Source organism: Heyndrickxia sp. FSL W8-0423 (assembly GCF_038009395.1).
In the GTDB taxonomy this organism is placed as follows: domain Bacteria; phylum Bacillota; class Bacilli; order Bacillales; family Bacillaceae_C; genus Heyndrickxia; species Heyndrickxia sporothermodurans.
In genome coordinates this window covers 2678883-2699963 of the sequence record NZ_JBBPBE010000001.1, presented here as the reverse complement: position 1 = coordinate 2699963, position 21081 = coordinate 2678883, and the positions used below count along the sequence as shown (strand labels likewise).

The 21081-nt window shown below is 34.0% G+C and carries 26 protein-coding genes and 1 riboswitch; of the genes, 9 read left to right on the top strand and 17 right to left on the bottom strand.

The genetic code is table 11. The features are described 5' to 3' along the window. The first annotated feature begins 222 nt into the window (after positions 1-222). Positions 223-399: an aspartyl-phosphate phosphatase Spo0E family protein gene (locus MKY81_RS13705; protein WP_084347743.1), complete on the top strand. Its 177-nt coding sequence runs from the start codon at positions 223-225 to the stop codon at positions 397-399. Positions 400-480: 81 nt separating this feature from the next. On the opposite strand, the gene MKY81_RS13700 is transcribed toward MKY81_RS13705, so the two are convergent. The 8 genes from MKY81_RS13700 to yneA all read right to left on the bottom strand — a co-directional run bounded on the left by MKY81_RS13700 (position 481) and on the right by yneA (position 8625). Next, positions 481-2274 carry an ABC transporter ATP-binding protein gene (locus tag MKY81_RS13700; RefSeq protein WP_066233354.1) on the bottom strand — a complete coding sequence of 598 codons (1794 nt, stop codon included), beginning with the start codon at positions 2272-2274 and terminating at the stop codon, positions 481-483. A gap of 3 nt (positions 2275-2277) precedes the next feature. Further along, positions 2278-4029 carry an ABC transporter transmembrane domain-containing protein gene (locus MKY81_RS13695; protein WP_108073229.1) on the bottom strand — a complete coding sequence of 584 codons (1752 nt, stop codon included), beginning with the start codon at positions 4027-4029 and terminating at the stop codon, positions 2278-2280. Positions 4030-4225: 196 nt separating this feature from the next. After that, a complete protein-coding gene (locus MKY81_RS13690; RefSeq protein ID WP_066233348.1) occupies positions 4226-4444 on the bottom strand; it encodes a YneF family protein in 219 nt (72 codons plus the stop codon). Between the two features lie 74 nt (positions 4445-4518). After that, entirely contained in the window at positions 4519-4959 is a 441-nt protein-coding gene (gene sirA / locus MKY81_RS13685) for a sporulation inhibitor of replication protein SirA (protein ID WP_066233345.1), read from the bottom strand. A gap of 177 nt (positions 4960-5136) precedes the next feature. Beyond that, positions 5137-7143 (bottom strand): transketolase, encoded by a 2007-nt coding sequence (gene tkt / locus MKY81_RS13680; protein ID WP_108070567.1) that lies wholly within the window; start codon positions 7141-7143, stop codon positions 5137-5139. 167 nt (positions 7144-7310) lie between these two features. Further along, positions 7311-7544, bottom strand: a complete 234-nt coding sequence (locus tag MKY81_RS13675; protein ID WP_066233338.1) for a DUF896 domain-containing protein — start codon at positions 7542-7544, stop codon at positions 7311-7313. A gap of 110 nt (positions 7545-7654) precedes the next feature. After that, entirely contained in the window at positions 7655-8296 is a 642-nt protein-coding gene (locus tag MKY81_RS13670) for a YneB family resolvase-like protein (RefSeq protein WP_108070729.1), read from the bottom strand. 8 nt (positions 8297-8304) lie between these two features. Next, a complete protein-coding gene (yneA, locus tag MKY81_RS13665) occupies positions 8305-8625 on the bottom strand; it encodes a cell division suppressor protein YneA (RefSeq protein WP_341118058.1) in 321 nt (106 codons plus the stop codon). A gap of 163 nt (positions 8626-8788) precedes the next feature. On the opposite strand from yneA, the gene lexA reads away from it, so the two are divergent. Next, positions 8789-9412 (top strand): transcriptional repressor LexA, encoded by a 624-nt coding sequence (gene lexA / locus MKY81_RS13660; RefSeq protein WP_066233332.1) that lies wholly within the window; start codon positions 8789-8791, stop codon positions 9410-9412. A gap of 59 nt (positions 9413-9471) precedes the next feature. On the opposite strand, the gene glnA is transcribed toward lexA, so the two are convergent. The 3 genes from glnA to MKY81_RS13645 all read right to left on the bottom strand — a co-directional run bounded on the left by glnA (position 9472) and on the right by MKY81_RS13645 (position 12718). After that, on the bottom strand, positions 9472-10806 hold the full coding sequence (gene glnA / locus MKY81_RS13655) for a type I glutamate--ammonia ligase (RefSeq protein ID WP_066233329.1): 1335 nt from the start codon (positions 10804-10806) through the stop codon (positions 9472-9474). A 46-nt stretch (positions 10807-10852) separates the two neighbouring features. Beyond that, entirely contained in the window at positions 10853-11242 is a 390-nt protein-coding gene (locus MKY81_RS13650; RefSeq protein ID WP_066233327.1) for a MerR family transcriptional regulator, read from the bottom strand. A gap of 213 nt (positions 11243-11455) precedes the next feature. Further along, complete coding sequence (locus MKY81_RS13645) at positions 11456-12718, bottom strand: methionine gamma-lyase family protein (protein WP_066233324.1); 1263 nt, start codon at positions 12716-12718, stop codon at positions 11456-11458. Between the two features lie 232 nt (positions 12719-12950). Between MKY81_RS13645 and MKY81_RS13640 the strand changes: the two genes are divergently transcribed. Then, complete coding sequence (locus MKY81_RS13640; protein WP_066233322.1) at positions 12951-13571, top strand: trimeric intracellular cation channel family protein; 621 nt, start codon at positions 12951-12953, stop codon at positions 13569-13571. A 9-nt stretch (positions 13572-13580) separates the two neighbouring features. Here the strand turns inward: MKY81_RS13640 and spoVK are convergent, their stop codons facing one another. The 3 genes from spoVK to miaA all read right to left on the bottom strand — a co-directional run bounded on the left by spoVK (position 13581) and on the right by miaA (position 16041). Continuing rightward, on the bottom strand, positions 13581-14525 hold the full coding sequence (spoVK, locus tag MKY81_RS13635) for a stage V sporulation protein K (protein ID WP_066233319.1): 945 nt from the start codon (positions 14523-14525) through the stop codon (positions 13581-13583). A 304-nt stretch (positions 14526-14829) separates the two neighbouring features. Next, the gene (hfq, locus tag MKY81_RS13630; RefSeq protein ID WP_066233316.1) at positions 14830-15060 is read right to left on the bottom strand and encodes an RNA chaperone Hfq; all 231 of its coding nucleotides are present in this window, start codon (positions 15058-15060) and stop codon (positions 14830-14832) included. Positions 15061-15090: 30 nt separating this feature from the next. Continuing rightward, positions 15091-16041 (bottom strand): tRNA (adenosine(37)-N6)-dimethylallyltransferase MiaA, encoded by a 951-nt coding sequence (miaA, locus tag MKY81_RS13625; RefSeq protein WP_341118057.1) that lies wholly within the window; start codon positions 16039-16041, stop codon positions 15091-15093. 360 nt (positions 16042-16401) lie between these two features. Between miaA and sda the strand changes: the two genes are divergently transcribed. The 4 genes from sda (at position 16402) to MKY81_RS13605 (ending at position 18595) form a co-directional block, all read left to right on the top strand. Then, positions 16402-16536 (top strand): sporulation histidine kinase inhibitor Sda, encoded by a 135-nt coding sequence (gene sda, locus MKY81_RS13620; protein WP_107921100.1) that lies wholly within the window; start codon positions 16402-16404, stop codon positions 16534-16536. A gap of 215 nt (positions 16537-16751) precedes the next feature. Continuing rightward, positions 16752-17513: a thermonuclease family protein gene (locus MKY81_RS13615; protein ID WP_107921101.1), complete on the top strand. Its 762-nt coding sequence runs from the start codon at positions 16752-16754 to the stop codon at positions 17511-17513. Between the two features lie 119 nt (positions 17514-17632). Further along, positions 17633-18256, top strand: coding sequence for a hypothetical protein (locus MKY81_RS13610; protein WP_325946850.1), 624 nt, complete (start codon positions 17633-17635; stop codon positions 18254-18256). Positions 18257-18493: 237 nt separating this feature from the next. Continuing rightward, positions 18494-18595 (top strand): YjcZ family sporulation protein, encoded by a 102-nt coding sequence (locus tag MKY81_RS13605; RefSeq protein ID WP_084347739.1) that lies wholly within the window; start codon positions 18494-18496, stop codon positions 18593-18595. 143 nt (positions 18596-18738) lie between these two features. Here MKY81_RS13605 and MKY81_RS13600 read toward each other — a convergent pair whose 3' ends face one another. Further along, positions 18739-19626 carry a YitT family protein gene (locus MKY81_RS13600; RefSeq protein ID WP_341118055.1) on the bottom strand — a complete coding sequence of 296 codons (888 nt, stop codon included), beginning with the start codon at positions 19624-19626 and terminating at the stop codon, positions 18739-18741. A 123-nt stretch (positions 19627-19749) separates the two neighbouring features. Beyond that, positions 19750-19850: riboswitch (guanidine-I (ykkC/yxkD leader) on the top strand. 63 nt (positions 19851-19913) lie between these two features. Between MKY81_RS13600 and MKY81_RS13595 the strand changes: the two genes are divergently transcribed. Both MKY81_RS13595 and MKY81_RS13590 read left to right on the top strand, forming a co-directional pair. After that, positions 19914-20255, top strand: a complete 342-nt coding sequence (locus MKY81_RS13595; RefSeq protein WP_341118054.1) for a DMT family transporter — start codon at positions 19914-19916, stop codon at positions 20253-20255. Continuing rightward, the gene (locus MKY81_RS13590) at positions 20255-20569 is read left to right on the top strand and encodes a DMT family transporter (RefSeq protein WP_341118053.1); all 315 of its coding nucleotides are present in this window, start codon (positions 20255-20257) and stop codon (positions 20567-20569) included. Before MKY81_RS13595 ends, MKY81_RS13590 begins: the two co-directional genes overlap by 1 nt. A 45-nt stretch (positions 20570-20614) precedes the next feature. On the opposite strand, the gene MKY81_RS13585 is transcribed toward MKY81_RS13590, so the two are convergent. Together MKY81_RS13585 and MKY81_RS13580 are read right to left on the bottom strand one after the other, a co-directional pair. Continuing rightward, positions 20615-20773: a hypothetical protein gene (locus MKY81_RS13585; protein WP_181294603.1), complete on the bottom strand. Its 159-nt coding sequence runs from the start codon at positions 20771-20773 to the stop codon at positions 20615-20617. A 59-nt stretch (positions 20774-20832) separates the two neighbouring features. Further along, positions 20833-21015 carry a hypothetical protein gene (locus MKY81_RS13580; protein WP_341118051.1) on the bottom strand — a complete coding sequence of 61 codons (183 nt, stop codon included), beginning with the start codon at positions 21013-21015 and terminating at the stop codon, positions 20833-20835. Between the last annotated feature and the right edge of the window lie 66 nt (positions 21016-21081).

The window sequence follows — 21081 nt, the reverse complement described above, 5'->3', positions numbered from 1 at the left end:
CCTGATACGTTTTTCTTCATTTTACCAAAGTTCCCTATTATATATGACTGGATATTGTGTGAAGTTTTTGTGTACAATAATATTTATGTATATTTTCTGTCATAAACTATCAAAGATAAACGAAATTATTTAATTTTTTATGGAAATAAAGAGAAAAACTTTTGAAAAAGTGTAAAAGATTGGGTATACTTAGATTAAATAAAGTACGAAAGGAAATCAACCGTGAAAAATGATCATCTTTCAAAACAAATTGAAAAAAAACGGGCTGATTTAATAGAAGTAGTTAGGAAGGAAGGGCTTTCATCTTCATTAGCCATTCAATATAGTCAAGAATTAGATCGTTTGTTAAATCAATATCTTCATCTAAGTATGCAAAATAAATCTGCAATTTCTCCATGATCCATATAAATATATTATAGAATGTGAAAAAGATAAAGTAAAAAAACGAGTACCACTCGTTTTTTTTACTATTTAGTTATTTCAAGAAGTAATTGGATGGATCGATTCTTTTATACCATTTTGCAATAAATACATTTTATGGTATAAACCATTTAAGGCAATAAGCTCCTGATGATTTCCGCGTTCAACTATTTCCCCTTGATGCAAAACTAATATTAAATCTGCATCTTGAATAGTAGATAAGCGATGTGCGATAGCAATTGTTGTGCGACCTTTTCTCATATGATTTAATGCATCTTGAATAGCTTCTTCTGTTTCCGTATCAATATTTGCAGTCGCTTCGTCTAATATTAATATTTTCGGATCTGTTGCAATTGTTCGAGCAAACGCGATCAATTGACGCTGCCCGCTCGACAAGGTTGATCCTCTCTCAACAACTTTATGGTGGTAACCACCTTCAAGCTCGGATATAAATGTATGTGCTTGCACAAATTTTGCAGCTTCTTGAATTTTTTGATCGGTTAAACTTGGATTATGAAGCCGAATGTTATCTTGTATTGTTCCGTAAAACAAAAAAGGATCCTGTAACACTAAACCTAATTTTGCGCGCAATTCTTCAAGAGGATATTTTTTAATCGATATACCATCTATTAAAATATCTCCTCTCGTGAATTCATAGAATCTCATCATTAAATTAATCGTTGAACTTTTTCCACTACCTGTATGACCTACTAAAGCAATCGTTTGACCCGGCAGCACTTTAAAGGAGATATTCTTTAAAACCTCTCTTTTGCCATCATATGAAAAGCTTACATTTCTAAATTCAACCTCACCCATTTCAATTTTTAAATCATTCCCACTCTCTTGACTAGGTGCGGTTTCCTTTTCATCAATTATTTTGAATATCCTTGTTGCGGCAACGATAGCTTGTTGAAACATCGATAAGCGAAACATCATTTGATTTACCGGTTCAAAAAATCGATCTAAATAATTGACAAATGCATACAAAACACCAATTTCTATTGGATGTTGAAAGGAAGAAATACCGAAATAGCTTAAAACAATGATTAATGCAAATACATAGATGAGATCAATTACCGGACGTAGTAGGAGTCCATCAATCTTAATATTTTTCATCCCGGCTTTAAAATGCTTTTCATTGATACTAGCGAATTCTTTTCGAAACCGTGCTTCCTGCCGAAACAATTGGATAATTGACATTCCTTGCAAAGATTCATTTAGCTTTGCATTTAATTGACTAAGACGCTCTCTTAAATCTTGATAAAAGACAGAACTATATTTGCGGTATAGTCCCATGATAAAAATTAATATAGGCAGTATACATAAGCAAAAAACGGCAAGTTTTACATTTAACGCAAACATCGCGATAAAGATCCCTATAATTAAAAAGACTCCTTGAATAAAAGTAACCATGACATTTACAAACATATCATTAATCGCTTCCGTATCGTTTGTTACCCTCGATACAATACTTCCTGCGGGTGTTCGATCAAAGTATCTCATTCCTAAATTTTGGACCTTTGTAAACACGTCAATCCGCAATTGCTGAATGATTTTTACGGCAATTTCCTGAAACTTAAATAGCTGATAATACTGTATAATCGCTTTAAATACTTGAATTAAAATATATACAACCGCTAAATTTACAAGTGCTTGATATGGAAAATGTCTAGGTGTTAAATAATCATCAATAAACACCTTTACGATAATCGGACCATAAATATCACCAATTGTTGCTAGTAACAATAGAAAAAAGGCGAAGAACATCATTTTCAAATGAGGTTTCGTATATGCCATCAAGCGAATTAGTATCATCCTTTGTTCTTTAGCCGTCATCGTCATATTTTTATCCATTATTTACTTTCCCCCAAGTTCTACAAGCTCTTCAAGCTGCTGACTGACAAACATCGCTTTATACCAACCATCATTTTCCATTAATACATCATGTGTTCCACTTTCAATTATTTTCCCATTTTCAAGTACTATAATTTTATTCGCATGTTTAATCGCACTTAGTCTATGGGCTGTAATAATCGTGGTTTTTCCCGAACGTTCTTCCTTTAACGATTTTAAAATCGCCTCTTCCGTTTTGGCATCAACTGCCGACAATGAATCATCGAGAATGAGCACTTCCGGATCTTTTAACAACGCTCTGGCAATGGAAATTCTTTGTTTTTGTCCCCCAGATAAAGAAACACCTTTTTCTCCTACTATTGTTTCATACCCATCTGTAAACTGAAGAATGTCATCATGGATATGGGCGATTTTCGCCGCCTTCTCGATAAAAGTTTGGTCAATTAGTGGATCACTAAAAGCAATATTCTCTTTTACAGTTGAAGAAAACAAGAAATGATCTTGCGGAACATAACCAATTGATTCTCTTAATCTGTCAATCCGGTATTCATAAATCCTATTATTTCCAAACAATATTGTTCCATTTATCCCTTCAAATTCTCTCAGTAAAAGTTTGATTAAAGTTGTTTTTCCAGCGCCCGTTTTTCCTACTATCCCAAGTGTTTCCCCTTGTTTCAACTGAAAGTGGATGTCTTCTAACACTGGCTTCGTTTCATTCGGATAGTGAAATGACTTTACTTTATATTCGATTGAACCTGTTGGGATAGTATTTATTGCATTTGGACGATCAAGAATTTCTTTAGGCTCTGACAATAAGTTACTTACTCGTTCATAGGAGGCTCTCCCCCGCTCCAAAATATTAAAGAGACTGCCAAACGCAAGCATCGGCCAAATGAGTAAACCAAGATAGGTAGTAAAAGAGATTAACTGTCCAATCGTTAATTCATTTGAAATGACATATTTTGCTCCAAATACAATAGATAAAAAGAATGATAAACCAATTACGATAGATATGGTCGGGTCAAAAAGGGAATCAATTTTCGCAACAGCTACATTTTTTTTGACTACATCAGCGGATTGAGCTCGGAAAGACTCTATATCCTCCTTTTCCTGACCAAATGTTTTAATCACTTTTATTCCATTTATACTTTCCTGTGTTTTATCATTTAACGATGAAAAGGCTTCTTGCGCTTTATGAAACTTTTTATGGAGCAATGATCCATAATAATTCGTTAATATTGCCATAAACGGCATTGGTATTAATGCGATTAGTGTTAATTTCCAACTAATCGTTGCCGCCATAGCAATAACTACAAAACCACCCGTCAAAAGTGAATCAACAAATGTTAACACTCCTGAACCCGCCGTCCCTTGGATTGCCTGCAAATCATTTGTTGCATGAGCCATTAAATCACCAACACGTTTTTGCTGATAAAATGAAGATGACATATTCGTAAAATAGCTAAATAAACGATTTCGTAAAATCCGTGCTAATTTCAAAGAAGAACCGAAAATCATAATCCGCCAATAATATCTCAAAACATACATAGCTAATGCTGTCACAATCAAAACGATAATCCATTTTATTAGCGTGCCTTTAGTTAATTCATTCTCTTTAATTAAATCAACGATATACCCCACGATTTTGGGTGGAATAAGGTGCAGCACTGCCACAACTGCTAAAATCAGTATTCCCGATATGTATGCTTTCTTTTCCTGCTTAAAAAACCACATTAAATCAATGAAAACCCTCATTTTATCCCCCATCTGTCCGTCAAAAAATTGTAAACTTTATTTAAGATATTTCATTAATCAAAATAAAAAACCCTTTCTAATATTACCAAATTTTCCGATAACAAAGAAGAGACATTTTCCAAAAAAAATAAAGCTATAAGATGATAGTTATCATAAAGGCTGTCCCTTTTCTAACATCATTTATAGCTCTATCCTATTACTTCATTTGTTGTTTATTCATCGCATTCATCATTTGATTGATTTTCTTTTGAGATGGTTTCATACCCATTTGAGTCATCATCATTTTTAGCATTTGTTCGTTGATTGGCGGATTTTTCTTTAAGTAGTTCATCATATATTTACGTGCTATGAAAAATCCTAGTGCAACTCCAGCTAATAGAGCTACAAGTATGATAATGTATACATACCAAGCCATAATAATCCTCCTTCATGTTGTCTATCTTACAGTGTACTAAATCCTCAATCATTATACAATATTTCAATTATGTTTCAAACGAATTTTCTTTCTTTTATTGGTTTCAACCAGCCAAATCTCTCATTTTCGAGGTCCATCGCAAGTAATCGTCCATCATATTTTCGCAAAACTTCTAAAAAGGCCGATTCCGAGTCATAGTTCCCCCATGCATTCAGCCTAAGCATATAATCATCGACAAATAACTCTACTCCATTGAACAGGTCATTTTCGATGTAACGATAAAAATTATTATTATGTTCAAAATCCTTTTTCTTTGAAAAAGCTTGTCCAAGTAAATGATGGATATGTAATACAGGTATTGGTTTCGTTATATACTCTATTTGCTTACCTAAAATTTGTTTTAGAATACCTTTTACTTGATAGTATTCCAAAAATAAATCAAAAAACATTCTTTCCCGTCCATAATAATACTCTGCAACCTCATCCTCTATTAAATAGATTTGATAGGCACGCATGATACTTCACTCCCGAGTTTTTATCCTTTCCTATTATTCTAGACTAATATTTCTGATTTTTTTGTCAAAAACTGTTTCAAATAGGTGATTTTTTTGTCGAAAAGCAATTTTTTATTACAACGGAAAGAAAATAAAGTATTAAAAAAGGGGGATAACAAGGTTATCCTCCCAAACTTTTTATTGTTGAAGTAACGCTTTAACTCGCGATACTACATTTTCTACAGTAAATCCGTATTCTTCCATCACTTTTGCACCGGGTGCAGATGCTCCGAATCCGTTAATGGCTAAAATTTCTCCTTCATCACCAACATAACGTTCCCAGCCAAATGGAGCTGCCATTTCGATAGCAAGGCGTTTTTTCACTGATTTTGGAATAACTGACTCTTTATATTCCTTCGTCTGTTCTTCGAAACGATCCCATGATGGCATACTTACTACTGATGCTTGAATCCCATCATTTAATAATGCTTTTTGAGCTTCAATTGCAAGATTAACTTCTGAGCCAGAAGCTAATAAAATTACGTCCGCTTGATTATTTTCAGATGGAGACACTACATAAGCACCTTTTGCGACACCTTCTTGAGCATTTTCTGCAGTTGATTTAATCGTAGGTAAACCTTGTCGTGTTAAAACAAGTGCAGTCGGTTTATCCTTAGATGTCAATGCGAGTTTCCATGCTGCAGCTGTTTCATTCCCATCCGCTGGGCGAATAACAGAAAGATTAGGCATTGTTCGTAAAGATGGTAATTGCTCAATTGGTTCGTGCGTAGGGCCATCTTCACCTACCGCAATACTATCATGTGTAAATACATAGGTTACTGGCAGGTTCATTAACGCTGCTAAACGGATTGCTGGTCGTAAATAATCAGAGAATACGAAGAACGTTCCTCCATAAACTTGTAATCCGCCATGTAATGCCATTCCATTCATTGCAGCACCCATCGCAAATTCACGAACACCAAACCAAATATTCCGTCCATCATAATTTTCAGGTGTAAAGTCTTTTTCACCTTTAATCATTGTATTATTTGAACCAGCTAAATCGGCTGAACCGCCAATAAAGGTTGGAACATTTTTTGCAATGGCGTTTAAAACTTCACCACTGGAAGCTCTGCTTGCTAAACTCTTTCCTTCTTCATAAACAGGAATATCTTTATCCCAATTTTCCGGAAGTTCTCCTTTGATGGCATGTTCTAATTGTGCAGCCAACTCTGGGTATTGCTTTTTATATTCTGCAAAAAGTTGTTCCCATTGTTGTTCTTTTTCAATACCTGGTTCTACGATTTTTTCATTGAAACGATCATAAACTTCAGCCGGAACGTGGAAATCTTCTTCAAATGTCCATTTATAATAGTCTTTCGTTAGCTTTAATTCATCTGCTCCGAGCGGAGAACCGTGGACTGCAGATTTTCCGGATTTATTAGGTGAACCATATCCAATTACTGTCTTAACTTCAATCATAGTTGGGCGAGTAACATCGGATTTTGCTTCCTCAAGTGCTCTAGAAATGGCTTCAAAGTCATTTCCATCTTCTACACGAAGATATTGCCATCCATATGATTTAAATCGTCCTTCCACACTTTCTGAAAATGATTTATCTAAATCACCATCTAGTGAAATATCATTTGAATCATATAATACAACTAAACGACCTAGTTTTAAATGTGCGGCTAATGATGCAGCTTCACTGGATATCCCCTCCATGAGATCTCCATCACCACAAAGTGCATATGTATAGTGATTAACTATATCGAATTTATCTTTATTGTAAACACCTGCTAAATGACGTTCAGCCATTGCCATGCCAACAGCCATCGCAATTCCTTGTCCTAATGGACCGGTAGTTGCTTCGACTCCTTTAGTGTGTCCAAATTCTGGATGTCCAGGTGTTTTGCTTCCCCATTGACGGAATTGTTTAAGATCATCAATGCTTAAACCATATCCTGCCAAGTGAAGTAGGCTATATAGTAACATTGAACCATGTCCAGCTGACAAAACGAACCGATCTCTATTAAACCATTCCGGATTTTTCGGATTATGGTTCATAAATCTAGTCCAAAGTGTGTAAGCCATCGGTGCGGCGCCCATAGGTAATCCCGGATGACCTGAATTGGCTTTTTCAATCGCATCAATAGAAAGTGTTCTTATCGTAGTTACTGCTAATTGGTCTGTATTGTCAAACAATTTTATACATCCTCTCTATCATATAGTCCAATATTAATATTAAACATGTTTATATTATAACTCAACTAAAGAAAAGTATAGTTTTTTATCTTTTATTGAAATGAATTATTATATATACACGAAAAAAGGCTGATTGGTCAGCCTTATCAAAAGAACTAATTTAATTATTAATGTAATCTTTTATTCGCTTGGATATTGCGGACTTTTTGAGGAGTTACATCGTTTCCTTCCGGATCAATCACGCGTACCGTTTCAATCGTATTTTTCATGGATGAACGAAAACTTTCTAAATACTCGCGTCGAAGACGAGATTGTTCCTTAGCTTCCTCATTAGTTAGTCCTTTTCCTTTAGACTTTTTCGATAGTTCATTAATTCTTGCTATTTTATCTTTAGAAAGCATATAGCTACTCCTTTTCTATAGAAACTACTATCTTTTCCAGTATAAGATACAGTAATAGTACTAGATAAATACTTTGTTATCAAGAAAAGAGCTTAAGCTTTCATTCGTAGTTATTCTTGCTTTACATATTCTTGATATCTTCTATGCACTGTTGCTTTTGAAACATCATATCCAAATCCTCTAAGTGTTGCTGCTATTTCAGCAAATGTAAGGTTATTCTTTCGCAAACGGACTATTTCATCGATAGGCATTTCCTTTCGATCACGCCCTTGAATATTCCCATGATCTTTTAAATTCAATTCTGGACGATATCCTTTATCAACTGCCCGTTTCATCCCTCTTTTTATTTTTAAATTATGTAATTTCCTTTGGTATTCTTCCACCATACTAACAATATTTAGAACCATGGAATCTGATTCGGACAATTCTAATTCACCTTGATGAGAAATACTATAAACTTTAATGCCTTCTTTAAAAAGACAATGTAAAAGAGCAATTTTTGCATTCCCTCTGCCTAATCTCGTCTCGTCTTGAATTAATAGCACATCAATGCTTTTTTCTTTTATAAGGTCAAGAATTTCTATAATCCCCGGACGATCTAAATGATAGCCACTTTCTTGATCATGAATCACTTGAACAACATCGAATCTATAAATTTTAGCCATCTCGATTAGTTCAGCCTCTTGCCTTTCAAGTGATGTTTCTTGGGTTTGTTTTGTTGTACTAACACGACAATAAATTACTGCTTTCATCATTTCTATTACTCCAAATCTAAAGCATATTGATTACTGTCATCCAACTGTTTTTTCATTTTAACAGGGATGACAATTTTATCTCCAGCTTTTATATTACTACTTGTTAAATGATTTTTATTCGTTACCCATTCAATGAAATCATTAGGATTCATTGAATGTTCTTCTGAATACATATGAGCAATTTTCCAAAGTGATTGTCCTTTGGATACAGTGATTTGCTGATAGTTTTTGTCATCTATAAAAGTGTTTGTTGCATATAAACCTATAATTAATGATAGAACAATTAATATAATAACATAAGAGTATTTTTTCCATAGAATAAGCATATAAAAAACCTCCTTCGAATGTATGTTCGTTTATTTATTTTTATTATAATGCGAACACTTGTTTTTAGTCAACAGTTTTTTTCGAACTTATGTTTGTATAGTTAGTTAAGAAATGCTATAATAAAATTAATCTAAAAGTTACGAAATAATCGGGGTGTGTATAATGACAAAACTTTCAAAAAGGCAACAGGATATACTGGATTTTATAAAACAAGAAGTGAAAGCAAAAGGGTATCCACCATCTGTACGCGAAATAGGAGAAGCTGTTGGACTTGCTTCGAGTTCTACTGTACACGGTCATCTGTCAAGATTAGAAACAAAAGGATTAATTAGAAGAGATCCTACTAAACCACGGGCAATCGAAATTCTCGATTTTGAATCAGAAAGCATTCCTAAACAAAACGTCGTGAATGTTCCTTTATTAGGTAAAGTTACCGCTGGTATGCCTATAACTGCCATTGAAAATATTGAAGAGTTTTTCCCATTACCGGAACAATTAGCACCCGCTGATGAGAATATCTTTATGTTAGAGATTGTCGGTGAAAGTATGATTGAAGCAGGTATTTTAGATGGGGACTACGTAATTGTCCGCCAGCAACAAACAGCTAATAATGGGGATATCGTCGTTGCTATGACAGAAGATGATGAAGCTACAGTAAAGCGTTTCTTTAAGGAGAAAGATTTTTTCCGCCTTCAACCGGAAAATTCAACAATGGCTCCAATCATTTTAAACAATGTCTCTATTTTAGGAAAAGTTATTGGTCTTTACCGTCACATCATTCATTAAGCAAGATTTTTATTAAAAACAAAACCCCTTTATACCAATGGTATCAAGGGGTTTCACTATTAATACATTTGCATATATTGCTCGCGTTCCCATGGGTGGACTGTTGTTCTAAACATATCCCATTCAATCTCTTTTGCTTCTAGGAAATGTTCAAGAATATGTTCACCAAGAGCACTTGTCATTACTTCATCGGAAATTAAATTTTCCAATGCTTGTTTCAATGTTCCAGGAAGGTCAATAATTCCTGCTTCCTCACGTTCTTGTTTATTCATAACATAAATATTTCGGTCAACCGGTGCTGGAACTTTAAGTTTATTTTTAATACCATCTAATCCTGATTTTAATAAAACAGCCATTGCTAAATATGGGTTTGCTGCAGGATCGACACTACGGACTTCAATGCGTGTGCTTAATCCACGTGAAGCCGGAATTCGCACTAATGGACTACGGTTTCTAGCAGACCAAGCAACATAACATGGTGCTTCATAACCAGGGACTAAACGTTTATAAGAGTTTACAGTCGGATTGGTGACCGCGGTAAAATTCGTTGCATGTTTAATTACGCCAGCAATAAATTGATATGCCGTTTCACTTAATTCAATTTTACCATTTGGATCGAAGAAAGCATTTTCACCATTTTTGAACAGTGATAAGTTGCAGTGCATACCGGATCCACTTACACCAAACAATGGTTTAGGCATAAATGTTGCGTGCAGACCATGCTTTCGGGCAATGGTTTTAACAACGAGCTTAAATGTTTGTATATCATCACATGCTTTTAATGCATGCGCATATTTAAAATCAATTTCATGTTGACCAGGTGCTACTTCATGGTGTGAAGCTTCGACTTCAAATCCCATTTCCTCAAGTTCTAATACGATATCCCGACGACAATTTTCACCTAAATCGGTTGGTGCAAGGTCAAAGTATCCCCCATTATCATTTAATTCTAATGAAGGTTCCCCTTTTTCATCTAATTTAAATAAGAAAAATTCAGGTTCAGGCCCAAGATTAAAATCTGTGAAACCTAACTCTTCCATTTCCTTCAATACACGTTTCAAATTATTTCGTGGATCTCCCGCAAATGGTGTTCCATCAGCATTATAAATATCGCAAATTAAGCGGGCCACTTTCCCTTTTTCAGCTGTCCAAGGAAATACTACCCATGTATCTAAATCAGGGAATAAATACATATCAGATTCTTCAATTCTAACAAAACCTTCAATTGAAGAACCATCAAACATCATTTTATTGTCTAACGCTTTTCCAAGCTGGCTAATCGGAATCTCAACATTTTTAATCGTTCCTAATATATCAGTAAACTGAAGACGAATAAATTTCACATTTTGCTCTTCTGCTATTCTTTCAATGTCACTACGATTATACCTTGACATAAACAATTTCCTCCCTATGGGTCCTATTTTTTAAATCAACTGTCAATTAGTGAAAAAATCTCGGTCTTTCATTTTGCATTCCAGGGCGTTGAAATCTCCCTGCTTGTAATAGTTCTTCCCTTAATATTTTTCTCACTTCTTCGTTAGATACTTCCTGTTTTGTTGTAGTTGTTTCTGTTGGAGTTGGTTCATTTTTCATAACTAATATTTTCTTAATTCCCGCCATATTTATGCCTTGATCTAACAAATCTTTAATTTCTAATAATTGATCGACATCATTTAAAGAATATAGCCGGCGGTTCCCATCTGATCTAGCCGGATGGATTAAACTATGTTCTTCATAGTATCGGATCTGACGGGCTGTTAAATCGGTTAATTGCATCACTGTACCAATCGGTAAGATTGGCATTGAACGACGAATTTGATTACCACTCATTAAAAACTCCGCCTTTCATATTTACTATATAAGTACTTTAATATATGTTAGATTAATTGTCAATAGAATGTTAGATTTTCTTACATAACTTTTTTTAACAAATTTCTTTTGTTAAAAGTCTGTTGTTTTAGCTCCAATTAACTATCTACATAACATAGCCTAAAAATAAAAAAGCGCGTGAAATCTAAGGTTCACACGCTTTCAATGCTCCATTTATATTAAATTCTTCGTTAATAAACGGTCTAATGCTAAACAGACAGCAATTTTCACATGAGTATATGTCAATCCGCCTTGTACATATGCAGTGTATGGTGGTCTCAGCGGACCATCTGCGGATAATTCAATACTTGCTCCTTGAATAAATGTTCCCGCTGCCATAATCACATCATCTTTATACCCGGGCATATAGCTAGGATATGGGGTAACATACGAATTGATTGGTGAAGCAAATTGAATTGCTTGGCAAAACTCAATCATTTTATTCGGATCTTCAAATTGAACAGACTGAATAAGATCGGTTCGTTTCGCATCCCATTTTGGATGTGTATTTAAACAAAACTTTTCTAAAATTGCGGATGTGAAAACTGCCCCTTTTAATGCTTGTCCAACTACATGAGGTGCTAGGAAAAATCCTTGGTACATTTCTTGTAAAGAATAAAGTGAGGCACCCGCCTCAGCACCAATACCAGGTGATGTCATGCGATAGGAACAGGCATCCACCCATTGCTTCTTGCCAACGATATATCCACCTGTTTTTACAATTCCCCCGCCCGGATTTTTAATTAAGGATCCAGCCATTAAATCTGCCCCAACATGACAGGGCTCAATGTTTTCAACAAATTCCCCGTAACAATTATCAACGAAAACAACCACATCCGGTTTAATTTCTTTAACAAACTTGATCATTTTTTCGATTTCTTCAATTGTAAAAGAAGGGCGATTTGCATATCCTTTTGAACGTTGGATACCAATCATTTTTGTATTCGATTTAATGGATTTTCTGATTCCCTCATAATCAATCGTACCTTCACTTGTTAAAAGAACAGTATTGTATTCTATTTGAAATTCTTTTAAAGAACCAACACCATTTCCTCGAATCCCGACTATTTCTTCTAACGTGTCGTATGGCTTGCCGGTAATATATAATAATTCATCTCCTGGTCTAAGCACGCCAAATAAAGCGATAGAAATTGCATGTGTTCCCGATATAATTTGTGGACGAACTAGCCCTGCTTCTCCACCAAATACGTCAGCATAAATTTTTTCGATGGTATCCCTTCCGATATCGTCATAGCCATAACCTGTAGAAGGATTAAAATGCGAATCACTTACACGATTCGCTTGAAAACTTTGTAATACCCTAAACTGATTTTCTTCAATTCGTTGATCTATTTTTTCGTGAATTGGTTTAATTTGTTGTTCAACTTCTTCAATAATTGGCTTTAATTTCTCACCATTAGTTAAATACTGTAACATCTTGTTGCTCCTTTAAAATCTGATATTAGCCATTACCCTTCTTACTTATAAAGAGAATGTGTAATTTCATCTTAACAGAAAAATATGAAACAAAAAAATTTTTCTTGTAAGTCTGTTTTATCGTGATAAAATCAAATTTGTGATGAAAATAATAAACATACATATTAGTAATTTTAGAGCCTAATTTTTTCATATCATCATAGATTATCTATACTTCTAGGAGGTAAACCCAATGACTTGGGAAATTCTAAGTATTATTGGCACCATTGCTTTTGCCGTTTCTGGCGCAATCATTGCAATGGAGGAAGAGTATGACATATTGGGAACATATATATTAGGAATCGTAACGGCTTTTGGCGGAGGGGCAATTCGTAATCTTCTCATTGGAGTTCCAGTCTCAGCACTTTGGGAGCAAAGCCTCCTTTTCCAAATCGCGTTACTATCTATTACAATTATTTTCTTATTCCCTCATAATTTATTACGTCATTGGCAGCGTTGGGGGAATTTTTTCGATGCAATGGGACTTGCCGCATTTGCTATCCAAGGAGCATTATATGCAAAACAAATGGGGCACCCATTAAGTGCAATAATCGTTGCAGCTGTATTAACCGGAAGTGGCGGAGGAATTATTCGTGATGTTCTTGCGAAGAGGAAACCGCTCGTATTACAATCCGAAATATATGCTGTTTGGGCAATTCTTTGTGGATTTGCTATCGGGCTAGGTTTGGCAAAGGAACCGATTGAACTCTATTTATTATTTGCTATTATCACAATGCTGCGTGTGCTATCCTATATCTTTAAGTGGAAACTTCCAAATAAAACTGGAATAAAAACGGCTAGTCATCATGACTAACCGTTTTTATTATTGGTTATCTGGAAACAATAAATCATTACTTCTGATTGTTAGTAAATCATGTCGATCAAAATGATGATTATTTAGCAATCTCATAGCTTGTGAACGAATCGATTTTTCGATTACATTTCTGACATACCTTCCATTTGAAAAACTAGTCGGATTCATCATTTTTACATATGATAAATGGTCTTTTAATTTTCTTTCCGCATCATGACTTAGCACATATTCTTTTTCGTACAACATCCGCTTACCTATTTCCATCAACTGTTCGACATTGTAATCAGGAAAATGGAATACTAACGGAAATCTAGAATGAAGACCGGGATTTAAGCTAAGAAAATAATCCATTTCTCTCGAGTATCCGGCTAATATTAAAATAAACTCATGCTGCCGATCCTCCATATGCTTGACCAGTGTATCAATTGCTTCTTTACCGAAATCCTTTTCTCCCCCCCTGCCAAGGGAGTATGCTTCATCAATAAAAAGAATTCCTCCTATCGCTTTTTTAACTAAATCACGTGTTTTTTGTGCAGTATGACCAATATATTCACCTACTAAATCTGCCCGTTCGGCTTCTATTAGATGCCCCTTTGTTAATACATTCATTTTTTGAAAAAGTTTGCCAATCAATCTTGCTACAGTTGTTTTCCCTGTTCCCGGATTACCTTTGAACATCATATGAAGCGCCTGCTTACCAGTTTTTAGACCTGCTAATTCCCGTTTCTTATTAATATATATCCAAGCATATATTTCCTTAATCATCTTTTTCATTTCATCCATTCCAACAAGAGCACTTAATTCTTCTTCAATTTCCCTGAGTGCCTCATGCTCTGTTGTTGATACTCTCTTTTGAACAACTTCCTTTGGATGAGTTTTTGAGGATTCTCTTTGTTGCGCACCGAGGACAATACTTATTTGGCCATTATTTTTCATGCGTATTGGTTGATCCAAAGCGTTCACCTCACAATCTGAAAACAGTATACGCCAAGAGGTAAAAAAGTGTGACAAACGCCCAGGTCCAAGCGTTTTTTTAATCACCTATTTTTAAATAGTATGAATACTTTTAGGCATTCATTATTGTGAATTTGATTCTATACTAATATTTTCAAATGCCCCAATAGGTCTTTTCGTTTTCCCTCTCCACATTCTATTCCCTTCTACAAGTAAACATTACTTTGTCCTTTTCAAAAATTATCGAAATGAAAAAAGCATGTTTAACTGTTCAGTGTTAAACATGCTTTTTTCTATTTAATCATTATTGTTCTTCAAAATTTATTTGGACATTTTTTAAAGGAGAGAAGGTTGATATTGCGTGTTTAAAGACAAGCTGTTGTTTCCCTTCTGACTCAAATAATACTGTGAAATTGTCAAAGCCTTTTATTTGTCCACGAAGTTGAAATCCATTTAATAAAAATACTGTTACTGAAGTGCCATCTTTACGTAATTGGTTTAAAAACTGATCTTGAATATTAATTGCCTGTTTCATAAAAATCCTCCTCTTCTATCTCTATAATTATTAATTCGATTTTAATCGAAGCTTTCCTGCAACAAAATGTGATATTTCGCTTATTTTTTTCTTTCTATCCATTTCATTTGTCATATCAAACCATGTTACATCCATTTTATTTCTAAACCAAGTTAATTGTCTTTTGGCATATCTTCTGGAATTTTGTTTCAATTGATTAATCGCTTCGTCTAAAGTGATTTTCCCATCAAAATAATCATACAGTTCTTTATATCCGATTGCTTGTATAGACTGAGCATTTCGAATTCCTCGTTCATATAAACCTTTTACTTCGTCTATTAGTCCTTCATTAATCATGTTATCCACCCGTTGATTAATTCGTTCATACAATTTATCTCGTTTCATAGTAAGACCAATTATTGCCACATCATATAATAATTCGGTTGCTTGTTGCTTTTGATATTCTGTTGCTGTTTTCCCGGTACAATGAATTACTTCCAACGCTCTAATGACACGTCTAATATTATTGGGATGAATTTTTTTGGCACTTTCGGGATCCATTTGCTCCAGCAACTGATAGACGCTTAAATTCCCTTCTTTTTCTGCCTTTTTTTCGTATTGAGCCCGTATTGTTGCATCCCCGGGTGCTTCGCTAAATTGATAATCGTAAATCACCGACTGTATGTATAAACCTGTACCACCAACAATCATTGGTATTGCATTCTTCTGAGAAATAATATTAATTTCTTTCCTTACTTTTTCTTGGAATTCTGCAACAGAAAATGGTTCGTCAGGTTCTTTAATATCTATTAAATGATGGGGAACTCCATTCATTTCTTCTTCTTTTATTTTCGCAGTTCCAATATCCATCCCTTTATAAATTTGCATAGAATCACCGCTTATGATTTCCCCATTAAATTGTTTTGCGAGATGAATACTCAATTCCGTTTTTCCAACTGCTGTTGGTCCGATAAGTACGATAAGTTTTTGTTTCTTTTCCAAACTTTTCACAGCCTTTTCACATGTAAAGAATATCTATATCGTACCATATTTAATGATAATTGACTTTAAAGAAATAATAATATTACATCTGTTTCGTTGCAATGTAACAGCTCTTTTTTACTATTGCACAGTTAATAATTGTTTCCTATTTATTTGTATTTATACACTAACACGCAAATTTCAAAACATTTTGTCGTGTTACCGAAAAGAAATATCGGATTTTTTTGAACTTTTTGCAGAAAAGTGTTGATTTGCAGGTCTGATTTTTCTATAATTTTATTTGTTGTCCGATAACTTATCGATTTTGAACAATAAAATAACGGATTTTGAAGAAATTGCTCGAAAGGAGTTTAATATAAAATGGAAAGACATTTACCTTTATCCAATGATTTTTTACTAATAACTTATAAGAAAGCTATAAAGTTAAAATTGCCGAAAGAATTTATTGAGATGCTCCGTGAAGAACTTGAGAAACGTCAACTACAATTGAAATAAAACCTCATTGTTATACACTACATATAAAACTCTACTTTTCTTTTTTACTAGTTTGATGCATATCTCCCTAGAATTTCAAAAATCAAAAGTTCGTATCATACCGTATAATGTAAAAAATTATCTGTATTTTCCTACTTCACTCCTTTATCAACATATTGATTATAAAATATGATACTATTTTATACATCAATAAATCAAAATGAATAGGAGTCATTATGCTTTCAACAAAGAAAAACAAACATTATTTATTTTTAATTTTTGTTAGTCTGTTTCTTATTAGTAGTTTCCTAGTTGGTTGCGATGCTCTAGCAAATAAGGAAAGAATTTCTACAGCATCAAGTATTCCGAAAAATACAATTTCAGCTAAAGTAAAAAGGGTTGTTGATGGAGACACGGTGAAGGTAATCTTGGAAGGGAAAGAAGAAACGGTTCGAATGATTCTCATTGATACGCCCGAAACGAAGCATCCACGTATTGGTGTACAACCTTTTGGCCCAGAGGCATCGAATTTTACTAAAAAAATGTTGACGAATAAAAGCATTGAATTAGAAATGGATGTACAAGAGCGAGATAAATATGGTCGCCTCCTTGCATATATATGGTTGGATGGAAAAATGTTCAACCGGATTTTATTAGAAAAAGGGCTTGCAAGAGTTGCGATTTTCCCTCCGAACACAAAATATGTTGATGATTTTGAAAGAATTCAAGATAAGGCCCGACAAAAAGAAATAGGAATTTGGAGCATTGAAAATTATGCAACTGATCGAGGATTTAACTCCAGTGGTCTACCACCAGTTTCTAGTAGATCTTCAAAAGAACATTCCAGTGGATGTAAAATTAAAGGGAATATTAATTCTAGAGGGAAAAAAATCTATCATTTGCCAAATGGACAATACTATCAACAAACAAAAGCTGAAGCTTGGTTCTGCTCTGAAAAAGAAGCTAAAGAGGCCGGTTATCGTAAATCTCAAAGATAGACTTTGACAAATGAAAATTCTCTTAACAAATTTTTCTTTTTTAAGTTTCACATTTTTTCTCAATAAATGGATATACTATCTTTCGATAAACATTTTGACTATCGGAGGTTGTTGAAAAATTGAAGAAACATTATATGCTTATAAGTCTTTTAAGTGTCTTTTTATTTTGCAGTCAACAAAATATTTTAACTGTCAAAGCACACGATCATAAAGAGATTGAGGCAAAACATGTACACTTACATATAAGTGATCAAGAAATAAATGATTTAATAAAAAAGGGATATACAAAAAGAGATATTTTCAAGGCTTACTTTATTGCTAAACACGCAAAAGAAAAGTTAGATGTTGAAACTATCCTAAAGGTATATAAACAGAAGCAATCATGGGAGGAAACAGCTAAATATTTTAAGGTTGATATTGAAAAAATTAAAAAAGAGCATTTCGAAAAACATAAACAGTTTTATAAAAAGAATAAAACACAAATTATCCAATATTTAGCTACATATACTGGTAAATCACCAAAAGAACTTGACACATATTTAAAGGACGTTGATTTACACTTTTTAGTTGTAGCCGCCGCTATTTCTAAAAAAAGTAATACTGATCTTAATCAAATCATTCAGTATAAAAAAGAAGGAAAACATTTAAAAGAGATCATTTCTATAAAGAAACTAGATCCAAAATCTGTATTCAATGAAGCTAAGAATATTCATAAAGGTATTTATCGTGCAATAAAGAAATAAATCATTTATTTTAGGCTGACCTTTTATAAACAATTGGTCAGTCTTTCTTTTCTAGTTACCCAAAACATCTGTTCTTATTTCATACAAACAAACGTTTCGTTATAAAAAATAGAAAATGATCCAAAGAGAAAAATGACATGACAATTCAATCATTTTTTTTCTACTGTACCATTTGTCCATTCAAAAGCTCATTACTAACCATACAATGTATTAATCTTTTTTCGTGGAGGTGATATTATGTCTGGTGGATATTCTGGAGGAATGGGCTTTGCATTAATCGTAGTCTTGTTCATTCTTTTAATTATTGTAGGTGCTTCCTATATGGGTGGAGCTTACTAATGCTATTCATTTTATAATGGCTGAATGAGACCTACCCATTGTATGTAGCAAATTACTTTTGGTTTAGCCTTTACCTCTTTTCCTTGACAATGCATTTTCCACTATAGTAAAAAGACGCACCATTTCAGTGCGTCTTTTCAATTTTAATGAATATTTTTTTTCTTGAAATTTCCGCCACGAACTTCGGCAATATCGCCAACAGCAAGAAAAGCACGTTCATCAATTTCTTCTAAAATAGCAGTTAACTTAGCTTCCTCTAAACGGTTAATAATACAAAAAATTACTTTCTTTTCGTCTTCTGTATAAGCCCCTTGTCCATTTAAATAAGTAACGCCCCTTCCCAGACGGGCAAGTATAGCTTCCCCTACTTCTTTATGTTTATCAGTAATAATCCAAATAGATTTCGATTCATCAAACCCTTTGACTACCGTATCAATTGTTTTTGTAGCTATGACGTATGCAATTATGGAGTACATGGAACGGTCCCACGAAAAAACAAATCCCGCTATACCAAGAATAAAAACGTTAATAAACATAATAATTTCGCCAACAGAAAAAGGTAATTTCTTATTAAATAATATAGCCAGTATTTCTGTACCATCTAAAGCTCCACCATAACGAATAACAATTCCTACTCCTGCACCTACGACAATTCCGCCAAAGATTGTAGCTAAAAATATATTCTCAGTAAAAGCCGGTACTGGATGAAATAACGCTGTAAAAATTGATAGGATGATAATCCCGAAGAGTGTGGAAATCGCAAAAGTTTTCCCAATTTGTTTTTTTCCAATAAAAAAGAAAGGAAGGTTTAATGCGAAGATAAAAATCCCAAGTGGCAAGGTAGTTATGTGAGAAAGCATAATCGATATACCGGTTATACCACCATCAATGACACTATTCGGAACTAAAAAGATCTCCAAGCCAACTGCCATTAATACTGCACCGATACAAATAGCAATTGCTCTTTTGAAAATTTTTAATTTAGTCATTGGTTTATGTACTTGTTTTAGTTCAACTTGCTGATATGCCATGCATTTCACTCCTTTTTATCATATATATAAATTATAGCAAAAGATTTTGTTGTAGGAAAAAGATTAGCATAAAAAATGTTGCCAGATTAAGAGAATAGTGTATAATATTAATAATTAAATATTGAAAAGGCTTTCTAGGGTTCCGCGTATTTTTTGACGGTCTGGTCCGAGAGAAAGCCCGCAGTTTTTTTGCTGTGTCACGGAAGGATAAAAGCCTGGGAGATGTAACCTCATCTCTTCGGCTTTTTTATTTTGCTTTTTTCAATTTTTGTGTAGGAGGAATTCAAATGAACGTACATTGGAGTAAAGTTGTAATTGGCGCCATTTTTGAAGTGATTTGGGTTATGGGACTGAAGCATGCCGATAATTTAATCACATGGTCCGGAACGATTATTGCCATTATTTTAAGTTTTTATTTAATGATTATGGCAGGAAAACATTTGCCTGTAGGTACTGTTTATGCGGTTTTTGTCGGACTCGGAACGGCCGGAACCGTTATCGCCGAAATTGTTTTTTTCCATGAACCTTTTAAACTATCAAAGTTTCTTTTAATCGCTCTTCTACTTGTAGGTGTGATCGGTTTAAAAATCTTTTCTAATGAAACGAATCATGAAAGGGGGAATAGTTAATGGCGTGGATTTATTTAGTTCTGGCCGGTATTTTTGAAATGTTCGGTGTAATGTTCATTAACAAATTGCATAAAGACCGAAATGTATTCTCCTTTTTCTTACTCTTTATCGGTTTCGCAGGTAGTTTTCTTTTTTTATCACTTGCTATGCAAACTTTACCAATGGGTACGGCCTATGCAATATGGACCGGAATTGGTGCATCAGGCGGAGCCATTTTAGGGATGATTTTTTACGGGGAACAAAAAGATTGGAAAAGGATTGCCTGTATAGCATTAGTCGTTGCAGCAGCAGTTGGGTTGAAATTAGTTTCCTAAAACTTATTGTTTTTAGCTCCCTGAATCTATAAAAGAAGCTGACATTTATGTCAGCTTCTTGTCTTTTTGTAATTGTTCGATTACTTTATTGCGCTCCCCACCATCTGATAGTTCCTCGGAAAATTGTTGTTTCCCGCTTTCATTAATTGATTTGTTAGGAGGTAAATTATTATTTGGTGCTGCTTCCTCGTTCCACTTTCCCATGATATCACCCTTTCTAGAATACAAGGGTTAGTATGTGTATTCATCTTTACATCATTCATTTAACTACTTTTTTCTTTGTCTTTTCGATTTCTTTCCTTAATTCCATCTGTAAACTCAACAAATTTATATAATAAGTAAAAGGGCCAAATTAATATGAGGATAATCCTGAACCATACTTTCTTCTTTGAAACGAAGAACATAACGATAACGCCAAACAATAAATAAAGACAGAGTTCAAGCATAATCAAATTCCCCTTTCCATTAATTTTCCCCAGCTGTTTCTACATGTTATCCATTTATAACTTGTC

What these genes read in the sequence shown, in the direction of transcription:
- MKY81_RS13700 (WP_066233354.1), bottom strand. Translation starts at nt 2,274, where the DNA reads ATGGATAAAAATATGACGATGACGGCTAAAGAACAAAGGATGATACTA.
- MKY81_RS13695 (WP_108073229.1), bottom strand. Translation starts at nt 4,029, where the DNA reads ATGAGGGTTTTCATTGATTTAATGTGGTTTTTTAAGCAGGAAAAGAAA.
- MKY81_RS13690 (WP_066233348.1), bottom strand. Translation starts at nt 4,444, where the DNA reads ATGGCTTGGTATGTATACATTATCATACTTGTAGCTCTATTAGCTGGA.
- sirA (WP_066233345.1), bottom strand. Translation starts at nt 4,959, where the DNA reads ATGCGTGCCTATCAAATCTATTTAATAGAGGATGAGGTTGCAGAGTAT.
- MKY81_RS13675 (WP_066233338.1), bottom strand. Translation starts at nt 7,544, where the DNA reads ATGCTTTCTAAAGATAAAATAGCAAGAATTAATGAACTATCGAAAAAG.
- MKY81_RS13670 (WP_108070729.1), bottom strand. Translation starts at nt 8,296, where the DNA reads ATGAAAGCAGTAATTTATTGTCGTGTTAGTACAACAAAACAAACCCAA.
- yneA (WP_341118058.1), bottom strand. Translation starts at nt 8,625, where the DNA reads ATGCTTATTCTATGGAAAAAATACTCTTATGTTATTATATTAATTGTT.
- lexA (WP_066233332.1), top strand. Translation starts at nt 8,789, where the DNA reads ATGACAAAACTTTCAAAAAGGCAACAGGATATACTGGATTTTATAAAA.
- glnA (WP_066233329.1), bottom strand. Translation starts at nt 10,806, where the DNA reads ATGTCAAGGTATAATCGTAGTGACATTGAAAGAATAGCAGAAGAGCAA.
- MKY81_RS13650 (WP_066233327.1), bottom strand. Translation starts at nt 11,242, where the DNA reads ATGAGTGGTAATCAAATTCGTCGTTCAATGCCAATCTTACCGATTGGT.
- MKY81_RS13645 (WP_066233324.1), bottom strand. Translation starts at nt 12,718, where the DNA reads ATGTTACAGTATTTAACTAATGGTGAGAAATTAAAGCCAATTATTGAA.
- MKY81_RS13640 (WP_066233322.1), top strand. Translation starts at nt 12,951, where the DNA reads ATGACTTGGGAAATTCTAAGTATTATTGGCACCATTGCTTTTGCCGTT.
- hfq (WP_066233316.1), bottom strand. Translation starts at nt 15,060, where the DNA reads ATGAAACAGGCAATTAATATTCAAGATCAGTTTTTAAACCAATTACGT.
- sda (WP_107921100.1), top strand. Translation starts at nt 16,402, where the DNA reads ATGGAAAGACATTTACCTTTATCCAATGATTTTTTACTAATAACTTAT.
- MKY81_RS13615 (WP_107921101.1), top strand. Translation starts at nt 16,752, where the DNA reads ATGCTTTCAACAAAGAAAAACAAACATTATTTATTTTTAATTTTTGTT.
- MKY81_RS13605 (WP_084347739.1), top strand. Translation starts at nt 18,494, where the DNA reads ATGTCTGGTGGATATTCTGGAGGAATGGGCTTTGCATTAATCGTAGTC.
- MKY81_RS13600 (WP_341118055.1), bottom strand. Translation starts at nt 19,626, where the DNA reads ATGGCATATCAGCAAGTTGAACTAAAACAAGTACATAAACCAATGACT.
- MKY81_RS13595 (WP_341118054.1), top strand. Translation starts at nt 19,914, where the DNA reads ATGAACGTACATTGGAGTAAAGTTGTAATTGGCGCCATTTTTGAAGTG.
- MKY81_RS13590 (WP_341118053.1), top strand. Translation starts at nt 20,255, where the DNA reads ATGGCGTGGATTTATTTAGTTCTGGCCGGTATTTTTGAAATGTTCGGT.
- MKY81_RS13585 (WP_181294603.1), bottom strand. Translation starts at nt 20,773, where the DNA reads ATGGGAAAGTGGAACGAGGAAGCAGCACCAAATAATAATTTACCTCCT.
- MKY81_RS13580 (WP_341118051.1), bottom strand. Translation starts at nt 21,015, where the DNA reads ATGCTTGAACTCTGTCTTTATTTATTGTTTGGCGTTATCGTTATGTTC.